Origin of the sequence: Pseudomonas sp. URIL14HWK12:I5, assembly GCF_900176445.1 — a bacterium.
GTDB classification, from domain to species: domain Bacteria; phylum Pseudomonadota; class Gammaproteobacteria; order Pseudomonadales; family Pseudomonadaceae; genus Aquipseudomonas; species Aquipseudomonas monteilii.
Genome location: NZ_FWXQ01000002.1, coordinates 209,375 through 228,091, shown reverse-complemented (window position 1 = coordinate 228,091; position 18,717 = coordinate 209,375). Strand labels below are relative to the sequence as shown.

The window sequence follows — 18,717 nt, the reverse complement described above, 5'->3', positions numbered from 1 at the left end:
TGACACGCTCACTGACAAAAACCTGTACATCCATCCAGATAAAACTTGCCTCCGCGCCCCCGCTTGCGCATCCTAGTGCCCATCACCCCCGATGAAGCGTTCCCGGCCATGCGCCTGTTCCTCTGCGAAAAACCCTCCCAGGCAAAAGACATCGCCAAAGTGCTCGGCGCCAACCGTAAGGGCGACGGCTGCTGGCAAGGCACCGACGTCTGCGTCACCTGGTGCATCGGCCACCTGCTGGAAACCGCCCCGCCCGACAGCTACGACGAACGCTACAAGCGCTGGAACCTGGCCGACCTGCCGATCATCCCGGACAAGTGGAAGATGCTGGTCAAGCCCAAGACCGCCAGCCAGTTCAAGGCGGTCAAACGCCTGCTTGGCGAAGCGCGGGAACTGGTGATCGCCACCGACGCCGACCGCGAAGGCGAAATGATCGCCCGCGAACTGGTCGAACATTGCCGCTATCGCGGCCCGGTGCAACGCCTGTGGCTGTCGGCACTGGACGACGCGTCCATCCGCAAGGCCTTGGCCCGCCTGCTGCCCGGCCACGAAACCTTCAACCTGTACCACTCGGCGCTGGGCCGCTCGCGCGCCGACTGGCTGATCGGCATGAACATGAGCCGGCTGTTCACCCTGCTGGGCCGCCAATCCGGCTACCAGGGCGTGTTGCCGGTGGGCCGGGTGCAAACGCCCACCTTGCGCCTGGTGGTCGACCGCGACCGCAGCATCGCCGACTTCGTGCCCGTGCCGTTCTGGGCCATCGATGTGCAACTGGAACACGCCGGCCAACACTTCAATGCCCAATGGCGCGCCCCCGAGGACGCCTGCGACGACCAAGGCCGCTGCCTGAAGCACGCCTTGGCACAACAAGCGGCCACCGACATCGGTAACGCCGGCACGGCCCGCGCCGTCAAGGTTGCCACCGAGCGCGTGCGTGAAGCCGCACCACTCCCCTTCGACCTCGGCACCCTGCAGGAGCTGTGCTCGAAAAAGTTCGGCCTCGGCGCCCAGGAAACCCTCGACATCGCCCAGGCCCTGTACGAAACCCACAAGCTGATCACCTACCCGCGCAGCGACTGCGGTTACCTGCCGCAAAGCCAGCACGCCGAAGCGCCGGCCATCCTCGCCGCCTTGCAACGGGCCGATGCCAGCCTGGCGCCTCTACAGCCCTACCTGGAGCCGCAGCGCCGCTCGCGGGCATGGAACGACGCCAAGGTCAGCGCCCACCACGGCATCATCCCCACCGCCGCCGCCAGCGACCCGTCGCGCCTGCCGGCCAAGCACAAGGCGGTGTATACCCTGATCCGCGCCCGCTACCTGGCGCAGTTCCTGCCCAACCATGAGTATGACCGCACCCAGGCCGACTTCGACTGTGCCGGCCATGCCCTGCGCGCGGTGGGCAAGCAGATTGTCGAGCCGGGTTGGCGCCGCGCCCTGCCCGAGGCGTTGACCCCGGCCAAGGGCCGCGAAGCGCCACCCGCCCAAGTACTGCCGGCACTGCGCGAAGGCCAGGATTGCAATGTACAAGGCCTGCAACTGAAAGATCTGTGGACCCAGCCGCCCAAGCCTTTCACAGAAGGCGACCTGATCAAGGCGATGAAGAACGTGGCCAAGCTGGTGGATGATCCACGGCTGAAGCAGAAGCTCAAGGAAACCACCGGCATCGGCACCGAGGCCACCCGCGCCAGTATCATCCAGGGCCTGCTTGACCGAGGCTACCTGGTGAAGAATGGCAAGGCACTGGCCGCAACGCCCGCGGCCTTCAGCCTGATCGATGCCGTACCCCGCGCCATCGCCGACCCTGGTACCACGGCGATCTGGGAGCAGGCGCTGGACATGGTGCAAAGTGGCGAGATGAGCCTGGAAGAATTCGTCGCCCGGCAGTCGGCGTGGATGGGCAAGCTGGTCGAGCGGTGCAGCGGCATGCGCATGACCATCAGCGGGCCGGCTGCCGGGGCGGCGGCGCCTTGGAAGAAGAAGCGGCGCGGTGGCGGGAAAAGCAAAACGGCTGGCAGCAAGTCGGCCGCCAGCAAGCCGCGTCAGCCTCGGAGAAAAGCGACAACCTGAGGTTTATGCCATTTCAGGACTGGCCGCTTCGCGGGTAAACCACAAACTGGACTGACAGATTGGCACCATGAATTTTACCTGCTAAGTTTTCATGAAAATAATCACAATAATTTTCATGAGGTCTATGCATGTTCAAGCAGTCCGCCCAGCACGTCGCCAGCTACTACGCCCAGACCTACCCCGCCAACATCCCCCTACGCCAAACCCTGCAAGGCACCCACGACACCGATGTGCTGATCATCGGCGCCGGTTTCAGTGGCCTGCACACCGCCCTGCGCCTTACCCAGGCTGGCAAGCGCGTGACGCTGCTGGAAGCAAGCCGCGTGGCCTGGGCCGCCTCCGGGCGCAACGGCGGCCAGGCGCTACTGGGCTGGTCGTGCGATATGCCGCCGCTGGAAAAGGCCTTGGGCATCGAACGTACCCAACGGCTGTGGGCCAGCATGTGCTGGGCCGCTGACGAAATGCGCGACCTCCCCCAGCGCCACGGCTTCGAGATCGATTACCGGCTGGGCAGCCTATGGACCGCCGTGCTACCGCGCCGGGTGAAACTGCTTGAAGAAGCCCTGCACGAGGCTGAGCACAAATGGGGCTACGACGCCCTGCGCCTGATCGGCCGTGAAGAGCTGCCGCAATGGATCGACAGCCCGCGCTATCAGGCCGCGCTGTATGATGCCAAAGGTGCCCACCTCAACCCGCTGAAGCTGGCACAAGGCCTGGCCAGCGCCATCGAAGCCGCTGGCGGCCATATCTACGAACAAAGCCAGGTACTCCGCTACCTGCAGGCAGGCGATGGCTACGTTGCCCGAACCGACAAAGGCGAAGTGCGCTGCAACGTGTTGGTGCTGGCCTGCAACGCCTACATCGACCGCCTCGACCGCAGCCTGTCGCGCCGCCTGTTGCCAGTCGGCTCCTATCAGGTGGCCACCGCGCCACTGGACCCCGGCTTCGCCCGTTCGCTGCTACCGCGCAACAGCTGCGTGATCGACAACCAGTTCGTACCCGACTACTTCCGCCTTACGCCGGACCACCGCCTGCTGTTTGGTGGCGGCTGCACCTACCTGGGCGGCATCCCCAAGGACGTCGCCAGCGCCACCCGGCCCTACCTGGAGCGCGTCTTCCCGCAACTGGCCGGGGTGGCCATCGACTATGCCTGGGGCGGCCATATCGACTGCAGTATCCAGCGCACCCCGGACGTCGGCCGCGAGGGCCAACGCTACTGGCTGCAAGGTTTCTCCGGCCATGGCGTGCTGCCAACCCTGGCAGCGGCACGGGCGGTCAGTGATGCAATCCTCGGTGACGCTGACCTGCTGGCGCTGTACCAAGGCATCGACAACGGCCGTTTCCCCGGTGGCGACCTGCTGGCAGCACCGCTGGAAGCTGCCGCCAAGGCCTGGTACCGGATGCGCGACCGCGCCTGAAGACGGCCGGCGCTTGCTGCCCGAAAATCTCTCCTATTCTCAATAGCTCCCTTAGGTTCCTGCACACAGGAGACACGACCATGAGCTATGTAACCACGAAGGACGGGGTGCAGATTTTCTACAAGGATTGGGGCCCACGCGACGCACCGGTCATCCACTTCCACCACGGCTGGCCGCTCAGCGCCGATGACTGGGACGCGCAGATGCTGTTCTTCCTGGCCCAGGGTTTCCGCGTGGTCGCCCACGACCGCCGTGGCCATGGGCGTTCCAGCCAGGTATGGGACGGCCATGACATGGACCACTATGCCGACGATACGGCTGCCGTGGTTACTCACCTTGGCACTCAGGGCGCCGTGCATGTCGGCCACTCGACCGGGGGTGGCGAGGTGGTGCGTTACATAGCCCGGCACCCGGAAGACAAGGTGGCGAAGGCCGTGCTGATCGCTGCCGTACCGCCACTGATGGTGCAAACCCCCGGCAACCCCGGCGGCCTGCCCAAGTCAGTGTTCGACGGCTTCCAGGCCCAGGTGGCCAGTAACCGGGCGCAGTTCTACCGGGATGTGCCGGCCGGGCCGTTCTATGGCTACAACCGCCCTGGTGTCGAAGCCAGCGAAGGAATCATCGGCAACTGGTGGCGCCAAGGCATGATCGGCAGTGCCAAGGCCCATTACGATGGCATCGTGGCGTTTTCCCAGACGGACTTCACCGAGGATTTGAAGGGCATCCGGCAGCCGGTGCTGGTGATGCATGGGGACGATGACCAGATCGTGCCGTATGAGAATTCCGGGGTGTTGTCAGCGAAGCTGCTGCCCAATGGCACACTGAAGACTTACAAGGGCTACCCGCATGGCATGCCGACTACCCATGCCGATGTGATCAATGCGGATCTGCTGGCGTTTATACGTAGCTGATGTCATTACCATTCCGGACCTCATCGCGACACGACCCACCTTCGCGCAGAGGTCCGTTTGCACTGCAAAGATAAATAACGCACAACAAAAAACAGCCGCTAGCCTTTGGCAATCTCCCTAGACCCATCATTTTTGCCAGTTGCACTTCTACCCTGAACGCCCGACAGTGTACTGCCTTTTCATGGCACGGTGACGCCCATGGCCTTTACCCAAAACCCAACCAGATCAGTTAATCGTTCCCACAACAAACTGCAGCACTATGCATACTCGTGCTATGGCTTCAAGGCGTCAACTCCAGCCATGCCAACACTCGGCTTCAACGGGCAAACTGTTGACCCTATAACCGGAAACTATCATCTTGGCATTGGCTATAGAGCTTACAATTGCATATTAATGAGATTTCACTCGCCTGATAGCGCTAGCCCTTTTGAAAGGGGTGGCCTGAACGCATATGCTTACTGCTCCGGAGATCCAGTTAACTATCAGGACCCTTCAGGCCATGGCAGGTTCTTCAAGAACCTCTTCAGGAGCAAAACACTTTCAGAACGCCGCGATATCTCACTTCAGGCAATCGAAGAAAACCCAGTGCTTGACAAATATAAACCCATCGCCGACAACAGCCTAAACAAACATGAACTCAAATTGATATCAAAAGCAGGCAAAGGCATAAAGGCCATTACCACCGCCAAAGCCGAGAACGAAGAATTCGTACGCAGCCTAAAACCCACCGAACAAGATAAATACCTCCACCCCTCGGGGGAAATTAAACACGACAGCATAGGAGATCAATTTGGCATCAATGAATACCATCTAGCACTTAGTGCTTATGAGTCTCTGATAAAAACCCTAGACAGCATTTTGCCTGCATACTCAAGAAACAGAGAACCCACACCCCATTCATCTTTATCACTTGCAGAACAAAGTAAAAACCTAAGAAAACAATAGCTTTTGAAAATAGAACATCTCAAGTGGGAACACATGTTAACTGACAAAATCGGGCTTCCGGCATTACTATAGCGGCCTTGACTGCACCAACTGCCTGAAGCCTCCCATGCCCTTCGAACTCACCGTAGAACCCCTAACCCTGCTGATCCTGGCCCTGGTCGCCTTCGTCGCCGGTTTCATCGATGCCATCGCCGGTGGCGGCGGCCTGCTGACCACCCCGGCCCTGCTCACCGCCGGCATGCCGCCCCACCTGGTACTGGGCACCAACAAGCTCAGCTCCACCTTCGGCTCGGCCACTGCCGGCTTCACCTACTACAAACGCAAGCTGTTCCACCCGGCACAATGGCGCCCGGCGCTGTTCGCCACCTTGGTCGGGGCATCGATTGGCGCAGTGGTTGCCCACTACATGCCGGCCGAATGGCTTAACAAGATGCTGCCGGTCATCGTCTTCGCCTGCGGCATCTACTTGTTGTTTGGCGGCACGCCAAAAGCGCCGCTGGATGCCGATGCACCGATCAAGAAGAAATGGCAGATGCCACAAGGCTTCACCTTGGGCTTCTACGATGGCGTGGCCGGGCCGGGTACCGGGGCCTTCTGGACCGTCAGTACCCTGCTGCTCTACCCCATCGACCTGGTCCGCGCCAGCGGCGTGGCGCGCAGCATGAACTTCGTCAGCAACATCGCAGCGCTGACGGTGTTCATCATTTCCGGGCAGGTGGACTACATCGTCGGCCTGTGCATGGGCCTGTCGGTGATGGTCGGTGCCTTCTTCGGCGCACGCACGGCGATCAGCGGCGGCAGCAAGTTCATCCGCCCGGTGTTCATCACCGTGGTGCTGGCGTTGACCGTGCGCCTAGCGTGGCAGCACTGGTTCGGGCAGGCCTAAGCGACGCGCAACGTACAAATCGATCAGATAACGGGCGATGGAGCGCCCGGCCGGCAGCGGCGGCAGGTCGTGGACACTGAACCACCGGGCGTCCTCGATCTCGTCCGGCTGCATGACGATGTCGCCCCCCGCGTACTCGGCATGGAACCCCAGCATCATCGAATGCGGAAACGGCCAGCACTGGCTGCCGACGTACTGGATGTTCTGCACCTCCACCGCCACCTCTTCTCGTACTTCGCGCACCAGGCAGTCTTCGGCCGACTCGCCCGGTTCGGCAAAGCCTGCCAGGGTGCTGTACACACCGGTGACGAAGCGCGGCGAGCGCGCCAGCAGGATTTCGTCGCCACGGGTCACCAGCACGATCATGCTCGGCGAAATGCGCGGGTAGCTGCGCAGATCGCAGGGCTGGCAGTACATCGCCCGCTCCCAGCGGATTTGCGTCATCGCCTGGCCACAGCTGCCGCAAAAGCGGTGCTCGCGGGCCCAGGTACCGATCTGCGCGGCATAACCCAGCACCTTGTAGGTGTCGAAGTCGCCTTCAAGCATGAACGCGCGCAGGCCACGCCAGTGGCAACCGGGCACGTCAGTGGCGCTGCGCAGCTCCAGCAGGAACACCGGTTGGCCGTCGAAGTGGCCGATGCCATGCTCGCACAGTACATCGAGATCCTGGCGCTTGAGCCAGTCGCGGGGGAACAGCGCGCCGTTGTCGTCCACCAGGAACCCTTCCGGACTGCGGGCCACGGCCACGCCCCCGGTTATCTGCGGGTCGAGTACTGCAGTTGTCCAGCGTGCTGACATATCGGGGGTTCCTTTACTGCACGTCCCCCGGCCCGATCAGTCGGCGAACGTCGGTTTCTGTTTGCTCATGTGTGCCGTCACGGCCACACGCAGGTCTTCGGACTGCAACATCGCGGCGTTCCAGGTGGCGATGTAGTCCAGGCCATCGTCAATGCGATGGTCACGCATGTAGCTGAGCATTTCCTTGGTGCCGGCCACGGCGATCGGCGATTTTGCGGCAATCTCGCGGGCGATGGCAAAGACCCCGTCAAGCAATGCGGCCTGATCATCATAGACCCGGTTGACCAAGCCGATGCGCAGGGCTTCGTCCGCCGCAACGTTGCGCCCGGTGAAGGCCAGCTCACGCATCATGCCGTCACCGATGATACGTGGCAAACGTTGCAGTGTGCCGACATCGGCGGCCATGCCCATGTCGATTTCCTTGATCGAGAACTGGACATCGTTGCTGCAGTAGCGCATGTCGCAGGCCGAGATGAGGTCGATGGCACCACCGATGCAGTAGCCTTGCACGGCAGCCAGCACCGGCTTGCGGCACTTGTCCACGGCAGTGAACGAGGCCTGCAGGCGCTGGATGGTCTTGCGCAGGAAGCGCGCATTGCGGCCCACATCCTTGCCCATCTGCCCGGCCAGCGACGCCAGCATCATCAGGTCGATACCGGCGGAGAAATGCTTGCCGGCACCGCTGATCACCACCGCGCGCACCGCATCGGTGTCGTCGATCCACTGGAAGATGTCGATGATCTCCTCCCAGAAGGCGGCGTTCATCGCGTTGACCTTTTCCGGGCGGTTGATCTGAACGTGGGCAATGTTATCGGTCAGTTCGACCTTGAATGCGCTGTACTCGGTCACGGGCGGCACTCCTGCGGGTGAAGGGTTCATGGCTCGGAATGGTAACCCAGCCCGATGACCGCACTTGTGCCAAAAACGGGACTGCACGCCTTGCCTAAGACGCGCCGTTCCGGCACCGTGCGCCATCGCCGAATTATAAGGATACAAATACATGTCACGCTCCCCGACCGGCGCCCTCGCCCACAGTTTTCTGGGCCAGTCGCCGCTTTGGTACAAGGCGGTCATCTGCCTGTTCCTGGTGCTCAACCCCCTGCTCCTGGTAACCGTAGGCCCGGTTGCGGCCGGGTGGGCGCTGGTACTCGAGTTCATCTTTACCCTGGGCATGGCGCTGAAGTGCTACCCGCTGATGCCCGGCGGCCTGTTGCTGATCGAAGCCCTGCTGCTGCAGATGACCACGCCACAGGCGCTGTACGAGGAACTGCAGCACAACTTCCCGGTGATTCTGCTGCTGATGTTCATGGTTGCCGGTATCCACTTCATGAAGGAACTGCTGCTGTTCCTGTTCTCACGCATCCTGCTGGGCGTTCGCTCGAAGGCAGTCCTGTCCCTGCTGTTCTGCGTGCTGTCGGCATTCCTCTCGGCGTTTCTCGATGCGCTGACCGTGACGGCGGTGATCATCAGCGCTGCGGTTGGCTTTTACGCCGTTTACCACCGTGTCGCCTCCGGGGCCAACCCGCGTGAAGACAGCGCGCTCGATAGCGATCAGCAAGTGGCACAATTGCACCGCGAAGACCTCGACCAGTTCCGCGCCTTCCTGCGCAGCCTGCTGATGCACGGCGCGGTGGGTACTGCCCTGGGCGGTGTTTGCACGCTGGTGGGCGAGCCGCAGAACCTGCTGATCGGCCATGAAATGGGCTGGCACTTCGCCGACTTCTTCTTCAAGGTGGCGCCCGTGTCGCTGCCGGTACTGGGTGCCGGCCTGCTCACTTGCGTGCTGCTGGAGAAGCTTCGCCTTTTCGGCTACGGCACGCTGATGCCTGAACCCGTGCGTCAGGTGCTGGCCACCTATGCCGCCGAAGACGACGACGCGCGCACCCAGGCCCAGCGCCTGGCGCTGTGGGTGCAAGGGTTGGCTGCGCTGATCCTGATCGTATGCCTGGGGCTGCATGTGGCCGAGGTTGGTCTGATCGGCCTGATGGTGATTGTGCTGATCACGGCCTTTACCGGCATCACCGATGAGCACCGCCTGGGCCGTGCCTTCCAGGACGCCATGCCGTTCACATCCTTGCTGGTGGTGTTCTTCGCCGTGGTGGCAGTGATTCATCAGCAGCAACTGTTCAGCCCCTTGATCAGCTGGGTGCTGACGCTGCCTGCCGAGCAACAGCCGGGCATGCTGTACCTGGCCAACGGCCTGCTGTCGGCAATCAGCGACAACGTGTTCGTTGCCACCATCTACATCACCGAAGTGAAGCAGGCGTTTCTCAATGGCGGCATGAGCCGCGAGCATTTCGAGACGCTGGCGGTGGCGATCAATACCGGTACCAACCTGCCCAGCGTGGCGACACCGAATGGCCAGGCTGCGTTCCTGTTCCTGCTGACCTCGGCGATTGCGCCGTTAATCCGGCTGTCGTATGGGCGGATGGTGTGGATGGCCTTGCCTTACACAGTGGTCATGGGTGGGCTGGGGTGGTGGGCGGTGACCTACTGGTTGTAATCGTTCGACGGGGACTTATGTACACCCTCCGCCACAATCCCGTACAACTTTTGCCCTGCGCCCGCATCGAAGCACAGGTAAGCCCCCATCCGTTCCAAGGAGTTTCGCCATGGCACTACGCACCCCGTTGCTGCTGTCCTGCATCACCCTGGCCCTGCTCGGTTGCGCCGGTAACGATCACCCGGCACCGCCGCATACCCAGCAGGTCGACCTGCAACGCTACCAGGGCACCTGGTACGAACTGGCGCGGCTACCGATGTTCTTCCAGCGCAACTGCGTGCAGTCCGAGGCGCACTATGGCCTGCGTACCGATGGCCGCATCGACGTGACCAACCGTTGCCAGGAAAAGGACGGCCAGTGGAATGAAGCCAAAGGTGTCGCCGAAGCCCAACAACCGGGCAGTACCGACAAGCTGTGGGTACGCTTCGACAACTGGTTCAGCCGCCTGGCCCCCGGCCTGACCAAGGGCGAATACTGGGTGCTGTACCACGACAAGGACTACCGCGTGGCGTTGGTCGGCCACCCCAACCGTGAGTACCTGTGGCTGCTGTCGCGCACGCCGGCGGTCACCGACCAGCAACGCGAGCAACTGCTGAGCATCGCGCGGGAGCAAGGCTATGACACCAGCAAGCTCATCTGGCGGCAGGCAGACTAGCTCACCATCGACGGCCTGCGGCAATCCGGTTAAGGTGTGCGCCCTTTATCGACTCGAAGGATGCGCGCTTCGATGACGCCAGCCTGTACGAGCAAGGAGCCCTGAGCATGGACCTGCTGTTCCTGGGCACCTCTGCCGGGGTGCCGACCAAGGCGCGCAACGTCAGCGCCACTGCCGTGATCGAAGCCAGTGGCAGCCACTGGTACCTGGTCGACTGTGGCGAAGGCACCCAGCATCAACTGCTGCACACGCCGCTGTCGATCCGTGACTTGCGTGCCATTTTCATCACCCATGTGCACGGCGACCATTGCTTTGGCCTGCCAGGCTTGCTGGCCAGTGCCGGGATGAGCGGGCGCACCCGGCCGCTGGAGCTGATTTTGCCCGCCGCACTGCATGACTGGTTACGTCAGGGCCTGTTGGCCAGCGACACCTTCCTGCCCTTCGAACTGCGCCTGCTGGCCGTGGAGGACGTGGCCGAATGGCGCAGCGAGACCCTGCAAGTGACCACCGTGCAGTTGTCACACCGGGTACCGAGCGTCGCTTTCGTGTTCACCGAACTCAACCCCGAGCCGCGCCTGGACATCCAGCGCCTGGAAGCCGAAGGCATTCCACGCGGTCCACTGTGGGGCGAGCTGGCCAAAGGCCTGAAGACGCAGCATGGCGGGCAGTGGCTCGACGGTAACGACTACTTGCGCCCTTCGCGCCCGCCGCGCCGGGTGATCGTGTGCGGGGACAACGACAACCCCGAATTGCTGGCCGATGCCGCCAAAGGCGCGGATGTGCTGGTGCACGAAGCCACGTTCACCCAGGCAGTGGTCGAGCGCACCGGGGTTACCTTCGGTCACAGCACCGCAGCAGCGGTAGCGCGCTTTGCCGAAGCGGCAGGCGTGCGCAACCTGATGCTGACGCACTTCAGCGCCCGCTACCAGAGCGATCCCAGACGCACCCCGAATATCGATAACGTGCGTGACGAAGCCCTCGCCCACTACCACGGGCAACTGACCCTGGCGCAGGACCTGCAGCGCTATCACATAGGCCGCGATGGCTGTCTTGTAGCTGTTGGGTGATTTATGCCAAGAGATAGGCGTGGTGCTGACAGGTGCCAGCCTTGAATTTTGAGGTGGCGCGTAAACCGAGCGCCGCGCGGCCGGCGCTCGATCTCAAAGACGCCACATAACCCACGCCAGGCTAGGCCGCCAAGCGCCCGCTGGCAATGGCCTCCGATGCCGCCAGCATCGCCCGCAGCAATACCGCACACCCTGCCGCCAGGTCACCCGGCGTGGCGTTCTCGATCTCGTTGTGGCTGATGCCGTTTTCACACGGCACGAAAATCATCCCCGCCGGCCCTAGCTCGGCCAGGAAGATCGCGTCATGCCCCGCACCGCTGACGATGTCCATGTGCGGCAGGCCCAATGCCTTGGCCGACTCGCGCACCGCATCGACACAGCCCTTGTCGAAGTACAGCGCCGGGAAGTCAGCCGTGGGGACCAGTTCATGGCTCAGGCCATGCTTGGCACAGGTGGCTTCGATCACCCCGCGCACCTCGGCAATCATCGCATTCAGCTGCTCGCCCTCCAGGTGGCGGAAGTCCAGGGTCATGCGCACTTCACCCGGGATCACGTTACGCGACCCGGGGTACGCCTGCAGGCATCCTACGGTGCCGCAGGCATGGGGCTGATGGCCGAGGGCGGTGCGGTTGACCGCTTCCACTACCGCAGCGGCACCGACCAATGCATCCTTGCGCAGGTGCATGGGCGTCGGGCCGGCATGGGCCTCGACACCACGCAGTGTCAGATCGAACCACTTCTGGCCGAGGGCACCCAGCACCACGCCGATGGTCTTGGCCTGATCTTCGAGGATTGGCCCCTGCTCGATATGCGCTTCGAAATACGCCCCCACCGGGTGGCCCAGCACCGCACGCGGACCGGCATAGCCGATGGCGTTCAACGCCTCGCCAACGCTGACACCCTGGGCATCTCGCTTGGCCAGGGTATCCTCCAGGGTGAACTTGCCGGCGAACACCCCTGAACCCATCATGCACGGCGCAAATCGCGAACCTTCTTCGTTGGTCCACACCACGACTTCCAGCGGCGCTTCGGTTTCCACGCCCAGGTCGTTGAGGGTGCGGATCACCTCCAGCCCGGCCATCACCCCGAAGCAGCCATCGAACTTGCCGCCGGTGGGCTGGGTGTCGATATGGCTGCCGGTCATCACCGGGGGCAGCTTGGGGTTACGCCCGGGGCGGCGGGCAAAGATGTTGCCGACGGCGTCGATGCCGACCGTGCAACCGGCGGCCTCGCACCACTGCACGAACAGGTCGCGGGCCTGGCGGTCGAGGTCGGTCAGGGCCAGGCGGCAAACGCCCCCTTTCGCGGTGGCGCCGAGGCGGGCCAGGTCCATCAGCGATTGCCACAGGCGGGTGCTGTCGACGTGGTGGGCATTGGTTTTCAGGATGTCTTGAACTGGAGTCACGGGTTTCTCCTTCAGGCTTTTTTGTTGTCTGTTCGGGCCTCTTCGCGGGCGCGCCCGCGAAGAGGCAGACTGGGTCTCAAGGCAAGGGCTTGGCCAGCCGCGCCGGATTGCGCGCCGCCACGCTGGCGAAGACGTAATACAGCCCCCCACCCAGCAGCGAGCCGGTGAACCAGCCGTAGTCGTAAAACCAGCTGAAACTGCTGTTGCCAATGGCCATCACGGTAAGCGCCACCGGCAACGCAAAGGCGGCAAACCCGGCCCAGTTCCACGCGGGATACACGTCATCCCGGTACAGCCCGGCCAGGTCCAGCTGCTGCCGACGGATCATGAAGTAGTCCACCACCATGATCCCGGCAATCGGCCCGAGCAGGCTGGAATAGCCAAGCAACCAGTTGGAGTACACGCTCTCCAGGCTCAGGTCGGACACGATCCAGCCCAGTTTTTTCAGCAGCTCATGCCCCATCAACGCCAAACCGATGAAGCCGGTCAGCCATACGGCACGGCTGCGTCCGATCAGGCGAGGGGCAATGTTCTGGAAGTCGTTGGTCGGTGACACGATGTTGGCGGCGGTGTTGGTCGACAGCGTGGCGATCACGATCAGTGCCATGGCCAGGGCCACCCAGAACGGGCTGTGGATTTTGCCGATCAGGCTGACCGGGTCGGACACCGTTTCGCCCACCAGCGATGCCGAGGCAGCGGTCAGCACCACACCCAGCGAAGCGAACAGGAACATGGTCAGCGGCAGGCCGAAGATCTGCCCCAGAATCTGGTCTTTTTGGCTGCGGGCGTAGCGGCTGAAGTCGGGAATGTTCAGCGACAACGTGGCCCAGAAGCCGACCATGGCGGTAAGCCCGGCGCAGAAGTAACTGACCACGCTCGCCCCTTCCGGACGCTTGGGTGGCTGGGCCAGCAGTTCGGTCATCGACATGTGCGGCAACGCCCAGAACAGCAGCCCGACGCCCACCGCCACCAGCAGCGGTGCCGACAGTGTTTCCAGCCACTTGATCGACTCGGCGCCGCGCAGCACCACCCACAGGTTCAGACACCAGAAGATCATGAAGCCGATCACCTCGCCGGTGCCGCCCAGTGCTTTCCAGTCATCGAACACCGACCCGAGGAACAGGTGAATGGCCAGCCCGCCAAACATCGTCTGGATACCAAACCAGCCGCACGCGACCACCGCGCGGATCAGACACGGGACGTTGGAGCCGAGGATGCCAAAGGACGAGCGCAACAACACCGGAAACGGGATGCCGTACTTGGTGCCGGGGAACGCGTTGAGGGTAAGCGGAATAAGCACGATCACGTTGGCCAGCAGGATAGCCAGCAACGCCTCGCCCACGCTGAGGCCGAAGTAAGCCGTGAGCACGCCGCCCAAAGTGTAGGTGGGCACGCAGATGGACATGCCTACCCAGAGGGCTGTGATGTGCCATTTGTTCCAGGTGCGCTGGTGCACTTTGGTGGGCGCGATGTCGTGGTTATAGCGCGGGCTGTCGAGGACATCACTGCCCTCGGACAGTTCGAACAGGCCATCTTGCTCGACCACTTCCGATCTGCTCTGTTGCATGGGCCCTTCTCCAGATTTTCTTTTAGTTGTTTGCTCATCGGGCTAACTCGATGGCCGGAGTACGCACGCGTAATCGTGCTTAAAAATCTCGACCAGATTTTCATCTTGTCAAGTAAGTCAAAAACCTCCGAAAGCCCCGAAACCAGCGCTAACTAAATAATTAATCTTTAAATATCAGTCACTTAAAAACCACAAAAATAATAGGAAAATTTTCTTGATGAATCACCAATCAGCATCTAGCCTCGAATCTTGTCAGGACTGACAGGATTAACCGCCCTGCCCGCCCTGCACCCGTGACAATTCCAAGAACCGGCCCAGACCGGTCAGCCTGCGAGGAAAACGGCATGTCCCTGTTGATCCGTGGCGCCACCGTGGTTACCCACGAAGAGAGTTACCCCGCCGATGTCCTGTGTGCCGATGGCCTGATCCGCGCCATCGGGCAAAACCTCGAACCCCCGACCGACTGCGAGATCCTTGACGGCAGTGGCCAGTACCTGATGCCCGGCGGCATCGACCCGCACACCCACATGCAGTTGCCGTTCATGGGCACCGTGGCCAGCGAGGACTTCTTCAGCGGCACCGCTGCGGGTCTTGCTGGTGGCACCACCTCGATCATCGATTTCGTCATCCCCAATCCGCAGCAATCGCTGCTGGAGGCCTTCCACACCTGGCGCGGCTGGGCACAGAAAAGCGCCAGCGACTATGGCTTCCACGTCGCCATCACCTGGTGGAGCGAGCAGGTGGCCGAAGAGATGGGCGAGCTGGTGGCCAAGCACGGTGTGAACAGTTTCAAGCACTTCATGGCCTACAAGAACGCCATCATGGCCGCCGACGACACCCTGGTGGCCAGCTTCGAGCGCTGCCTGCAACTGGGTGCCGTGCCTACCGTGCATGCCGAAAACGGCGAGCTGGTGTACCACCTGCAGAAAAAACTGCTGGCCCAGGGCCTGACCGGGCCGGAAGCCCACCCGCTGTCGCGCCCGTCCCAGGTCGAGGGCGAGGCGGCCAGCCGCGCCATCCGCATTGCCGAAACCCTCGGCACGCCGCTGTACCTGGTGCATGTTTCCAGCCGCGAGGCACTGGATGAAATTGCCTATGCGCGGGGCAAGGGCCAGCCGGTGTATGGCGAAGTGCTGCCCGGCCACCTGCTGCTGGATGACAGCGTCTACCGTGACCCGGACTGGGCCACTGCGGCCGGCTACGTGATGAGCCCGCCGTTCCGCCCGCGTGAACACCAGGAAGCCCTGTGGCGCGGCTTGCAGTCGGGCAACCTGCACACCACCGCCACCGACCACTGCTGCTTCTGCGCCGAGCAGAAAGCCATGGGCCGCGACGACTTCAGCCGTATTCCCAACGGCACCGCCGGCATCGAGGATCGCATGGCGGTGCTGTGGGATGCCGGGGTGAACAGCGGGCGCTTGTCGATGCATGAGTTCGTTGCCCTCACCTCTACCAACACGGCGAAGATCTTCAACCTGTTCCCGCGCAAGGGTGCCATCCGCGTTGGCGCCGACGCCGACCTGGTGCTGTGGGACCCGCAGGGCACCCGCACCATCTCCGCCCAGACCCACCACCAGCGGGTGGACTTCAACATCTTCGAAGGCCGCACCGTGCGTGGCATCCCCAGCCACACCATCAGCCAGGGCAAGGTGCTGTGGGCCGATGGCGACCTGCGTGCCGAAGCGGGCGCGGGGCGGTATGTGGAACGGCCGGCGTACCCGTCGGTGTATGAGGTGCTGGAACGCAGGGCCGAGCATCAGCGCCCGACGCCCGTGCAGCGTTAAGGCCCTTGGGGCTGCGAAGCGGCCCCTGTCGCCTGCCCCCATAAAAATAGAGAGGCTACAACCGTGATCGACGCCCTGAAACACTTGCCGCGCCCAAGGGCCGGTGCCGACCAGTTGGCCGAGCGCTTCAGCGACCTGGCCCCACCCCTCACCGCTCGCCAGGCCGCCGTCGAAAGCGCGCGCTGCCTGTACTGCTACGACGCGCCCTGCGTCAATGCGTGCCCCAGCGACATCGACATCCCCTCGTTCATCCACCGCATCAGTGACGAAAACCTGCAAGGCGCCGCCGAGCGCATCCTCTCCGCCAACATCCTCGGCGGCAGTTGCGCCCGTGTATGCCCCACCGAAATCCTCTGCCAGCAAGCCTGCGTGCGCAACAACGCGCAGGAGTGTGCGCCGGTACTGATCGGCCAGCTTCAGCGCTACGCCCTGGACAACGCCCACTTCACCGAACACCCGTTCAAGCGTTCCCCGGCTACCGGCAAGCGCATCGCCGTGGTCGGTGCCGGGCCTGCCGGGCTGTCCTGTGCCCATCGCCTGGCCATGCACGGGCATGACGTGGTGGTGTTCGAGGCCTGTGACAAGGCTGGCGGCCTCAACGAGTACGGCATCGCCCGCTACAAACTGGTCGACGACTATGCGCAACGTGAAGTGGAATTCCTGCTGGGCATCGGTGGCATCGAAATTCGCCATGGCCAGCGCCTGGGCGGCAACCTCAGTCTGGGCGAACTGCGCGACCAGTACGACGCGGTATTCCTTGGCATCGGCCTGAATGCCGTGCGCCAGTTGGGCCTGCCCGATGAAGAAGCCCCCGGCCTGCTCGCCGCCACCGCATACATCCGCGAACTGCGCCAGGCCGATGACCTGAGCCAACTGCCCTTGGCCGACCGCTGCCTGGTGATCGGTGCCGGCAACACCGCCATCGACATGGCCGTGCAGATGAGCCGCCTGGGCGCCCGCGACGTCAACCTCGTGTACCGCCGTGGCAATGCCGACATGGGCGCCACCGGCCACGAGCAAGACATTGCCAAGGCCAACCAGGTGCGCCTGCACACCTGGGCCCGCCCCGATGCCGTACTGCTGGATGACGCTGGCAAGGTGCGCGGCATGCGCTTCGCCCGTACCGAGCTGGCCGACGGCCGCCTGCGCGACACTGGCGAAACCTTCGAGCTGGCCGCCGATGCCATCTTCAAGGCCATCGGCCAACGCTTCGACGATGCCAGCCTCGGCGACCCGGTGGCTGCACAGCTGGTCCGCGAGGGTGAGCGCATCCGTGTCGACGAAACCCTGCAAACCAGCCTGCCGGGCGTGTATGCCGGCGGTGACTGCACCGCCCTGGGCCAGGACCTTACCGTCCAGGCCGTACAGCACGGCAAGCTGGCCGCCGAAGCCATCCATGCCCGACTCATGCTCAACGTGGAGGCAGCGTAAATGGCCGACTTGTCTATTGTGTTTGCCGGCATCAAGGCACCGAACCCGTTCTGGCTGGCTTCCGCGCCGCCCACCGACAAAGCCTACAACGTGGTCCGCGCCTTCGAGGCCGGCTGGGGCGGCGTGGTGTGGAAAACCCTGGGCGAGGACCCGGCGGCGGTCAACGTGTCGTCGCGTTACTCAGCACACTACGGCGCCAACCGCCAGGTGCAGGGCATCAACAACATCGAGTTGATCACCGACCGTTCGCTGGACATCAACCTGCGCGAAATCACCCAGGTGAAGAAGGACTGGCCTGACCGTGCACTGATCGTGTCACTGATGGTGCCGTGCGTGGAAGAATCGTGGAAGTTCATCCTGCCACTGGTGGAAGCCACCGGGGCCGACGGCATCGAGCTTAACTTCGGCTGCCCGCACGGCATGCCTGAACGGGGCATGGGCGCGGCGGTCGGCCAGGTGCCGGAGTACGTGGAAATGGTCACCCGCTGGTGCAAGACGCACTGCTCGCTGCCGGTGATCGTGAAGCTTACGCCGAACATCACCGACATCCGCCAATCGGCCCGTGCCGCGCACCGGGGCGGGGCCGATGCGGTGTCGCTGATCAACACCATCAACTCCATCACCAGTGTCGACCTCGACCGCATGGTCGCCCACCCCATCGTGGGGGACCAGAGCACCCACGGCGGTTACTGTGGCTCGGCGGTCAAGCCGATTGCGCTGAACATGGTGGCGGAGATCGCCCGCGACCCGGAAACACGCGGTTTGCCAATCTGCGGCATTGGCGGCATTGGCAACTGGCGTGATGCGGCGGAGTTCATGGCCCTGGGCAGCGGCGCCGTGCAGGTGTGCACGGCGGCGATGCTGCATGGGTTCCGCATTGTCGAGGACATGAAGGACGGCCTGGCGCGCTGGATGGACCAGCATGGGCATGCCAACATCGAAGCATTTCGCGGGCAAGCGGTGGGTCATACCACCGACTGGAAGTACCTGGACATCAACTATAAATCGGTGGCGCATATCGACCAGGAGGCCTGCATTGGTTGCGGGCGCTGCCACATAGCCTGTGAGGATACGTCTCACCAGGCCATTGCCAGCACGCTGAAGGCTGACGGCACGCATGCCTACAGTGTGATCGAGGAGGAATGCGTGGGCTGCAACCTGTGCCAGATCACTTGCCCGGTGGAAAGCTGCATCGAGATGCAGGCGCAGGATACGGGCAAGCCGTACATGAACTGGACGCAGGATCCGCGTAATCCCTATCGCGAGGCCAGCTGAGCAAT

At 63.0% G+C, this 18,717-nt stretch carries 15 protein-coding genes; 11 read left to right on the top strand and 4 right to left on the bottom strand.

Features of this window, described 5'->3' with window-relative positions:
* Positions 1-108: 108 nt before the first annotated feature.
* From B9A31_RS05495 to B9A31_RS05475, 5 genes are all read left to right on the top strand, one after another.
* Positions 109-2,067 (top strand): DNA topoisomerase III, encoded by a 1,959-nt coding sequence (locus B9A31_RS05495; RefSeq protein WP_027608787.1) that lies wholly within the window; start codon positions 109-111, stop codon positions 2,065-2,067.
* Between the two features lie 128 nt (positions 2,068-2,195).
* Positions 2,196-3,485: an NAD(P)/FAD-dependent oxidoreductase gene (locus B9A31_RS05490; protein ID WP_027615036.1), complete on the top strand. Its 1,290-nt coding sequence runs from the start codon at positions 2,196-2,198 to the stop codon at positions 3,483-3,485.
* A gap of 80 nt (positions 3,486-3,565) precedes the next feature.
* Positions 3,566-4,396, top strand: coding sequence for an alpha/beta fold hydrolase (locus B9A31_RS05485; protein WP_084296726.1), 831 nt, complete (start codon positions 3,566-3,568; stop codon positions 4,394-4,396).
* A gap of 198 nt (positions 4,397-4,594) precedes the next feature.
* Complete coding sequence (locus B9A31_RS05480) at positions 4,595-5,341, top strand: RHS repeat-associated core domain-containing protein (protein WP_080587342.1); 747 nt, start codon at positions 4,595-4,597, stop codon at positions 5,339-5,341.
* Between the two features lie 106 nt (positions 5,342-5,447).
* Entirely contained in the window at positions 5,448-6,227 is a 780-nt protein-coding gene (locus B9A31_RS05475; protein WP_019096717.1) for a TSUP family transporter, read from the top strand.
* Here the strand turns inward: B9A31_RS05475 and nudC are convergent.
* Entirely contained in the window at positions 6,195-7,025 is an 831-nt protein-coding gene (gene nudC, locus B9A31_RS05470; protein ID WP_019096716.1) for an NAD(+) diphosphatase, read from the bottom strand. The two genes, B9A31_RS05475 and nudC, sit on opposite strands and share 33 nt — an antisense overlap.
* Positions 7,026-7,061: 36 nt before the next feature.
* A complete protein-coding gene (locus tag B9A31_RS05465; RefSeq protein ID WP_025753447.1) occupies positions 7,062-7,874 on the bottom strand; it encodes a crotonase/enoyl-CoA hydratase family protein in 813 nt (270 codons plus the stop codon).
* Positions 7,875-8,025: 151 nt separating this feature from the next.
* Between B9A31_RS05465 and nhaB the strand changes: the two genes are divergently transcribed.
* The 3 genes from nhaB (at position 8,026) to B9A31_RS05450 (ending at position 11,250) form a co-directional block, all read left to right on the top strand.
* Positions 8,026-9,528: a sodium/proton antiporter NhaB gene (gene nhaB / locus B9A31_RS05460; protein ID WP_019096714.1), complete on the top strand. Its 1,503-nt coding sequence runs from the start codon at positions 8,026-8,028 to the stop codon at positions 9,526-9,528.
* A gap of 109 nt (positions 9,529-9,637) precedes the next feature.
* Complete coding sequence (locus B9A31_RS05455; RefSeq protein ID WP_019096713.1) at positions 9,638-10,183, top strand: lipocalin family protein; 546 nt, start codon at positions 9,638-9,640, stop codon at positions 10,181-10,183.
* A 107-nt stretch (positions 10,184-10,290) separates the two neighbouring features.
* Positions 10,291-11,250, top strand: coding sequence for a ribonuclease Z (locus B9A31_RS05450; RefSeq protein ID WP_084296725.1), 960 nt, complete (start codon positions 10,291-10,293; stop codon positions 11,248-11,250).
* A 121-nt stretch (positions 11,251-11,371) separates the two neighbouring features.
* On the opposite strand, the gene B9A31_RS05445 is transcribed toward B9A31_RS05450, so the two are convergent.
* Both B9A31_RS05445 and B9A31_RS05440 read right to left on the bottom strand, forming a co-directional pair.
* Positions 11,372-12,655: a Zn-dependent hydrolase gene (locus B9A31_RS05445; protein WP_019096711.1), complete on the bottom strand. Its 1,284-nt coding sequence runs from the start codon at positions 12,653-12,655 to the stop codon at positions 11,372-11,374.
* A gap of 76 nt (positions 12,656-12,731) precedes the next feature.
* On the bottom strand, positions 12,732-14,222 hold the full coding sequence (locus B9A31_RS05440) for an NCS1 family nucleobase:cation symporter-1 (protein ID WP_019096710.1): 1,491 nt from the start codon (positions 14,220-14,222) through the stop codon (positions 12,732-12,734).
* A 344-nt stretch (positions 14,223-14,566) separates the two neighbouring features.
* On the opposite strand from B9A31_RS05440, the gene hydA reads away from it, so the two are divergent.
* The 3 genes from hydA to preA all read left to right on the top strand — a co-directional run bounded on the left by hydA (position 14,567) and on the right by preA (position 18,712).
* Positions 14,567-16,006, top strand: a complete 1,440-nt coding sequence (gene hydA, locus B9A31_RS05435) for a dihydropyrimidinase (RefSeq protein ID WP_025753444.1) — start codon at positions 14,567-14,569, stop codon at positions 16,004-16,006.
* A gap of 63 nt (positions 16,007-16,069) precedes the next feature.
* Positions 16,070-17,437: an NAD(P)-dependent oxidoreductase gene (locus B9A31_RS05430; protein WP_084296724.1), complete on the top strand. Its 1,368-nt coding sequence runs from the start codon at positions 16,070-16,072 to the stop codon at positions 17,435-17,437.
* Positions 17,438-18,712: an NAD-dependent dihydropyrimidine dehydrogenase subunit PreA gene (preA, locus tag B9A31_RS05425; protein WP_016711525.1), complete on the top strand. Its 1,275-nt coding sequence runs from the start codon at positions 17,438-17,440 to the stop codon at positions 18,710-18,712.
* Positions 18,713-18,717: the final 5 nt, after the last annotated feature.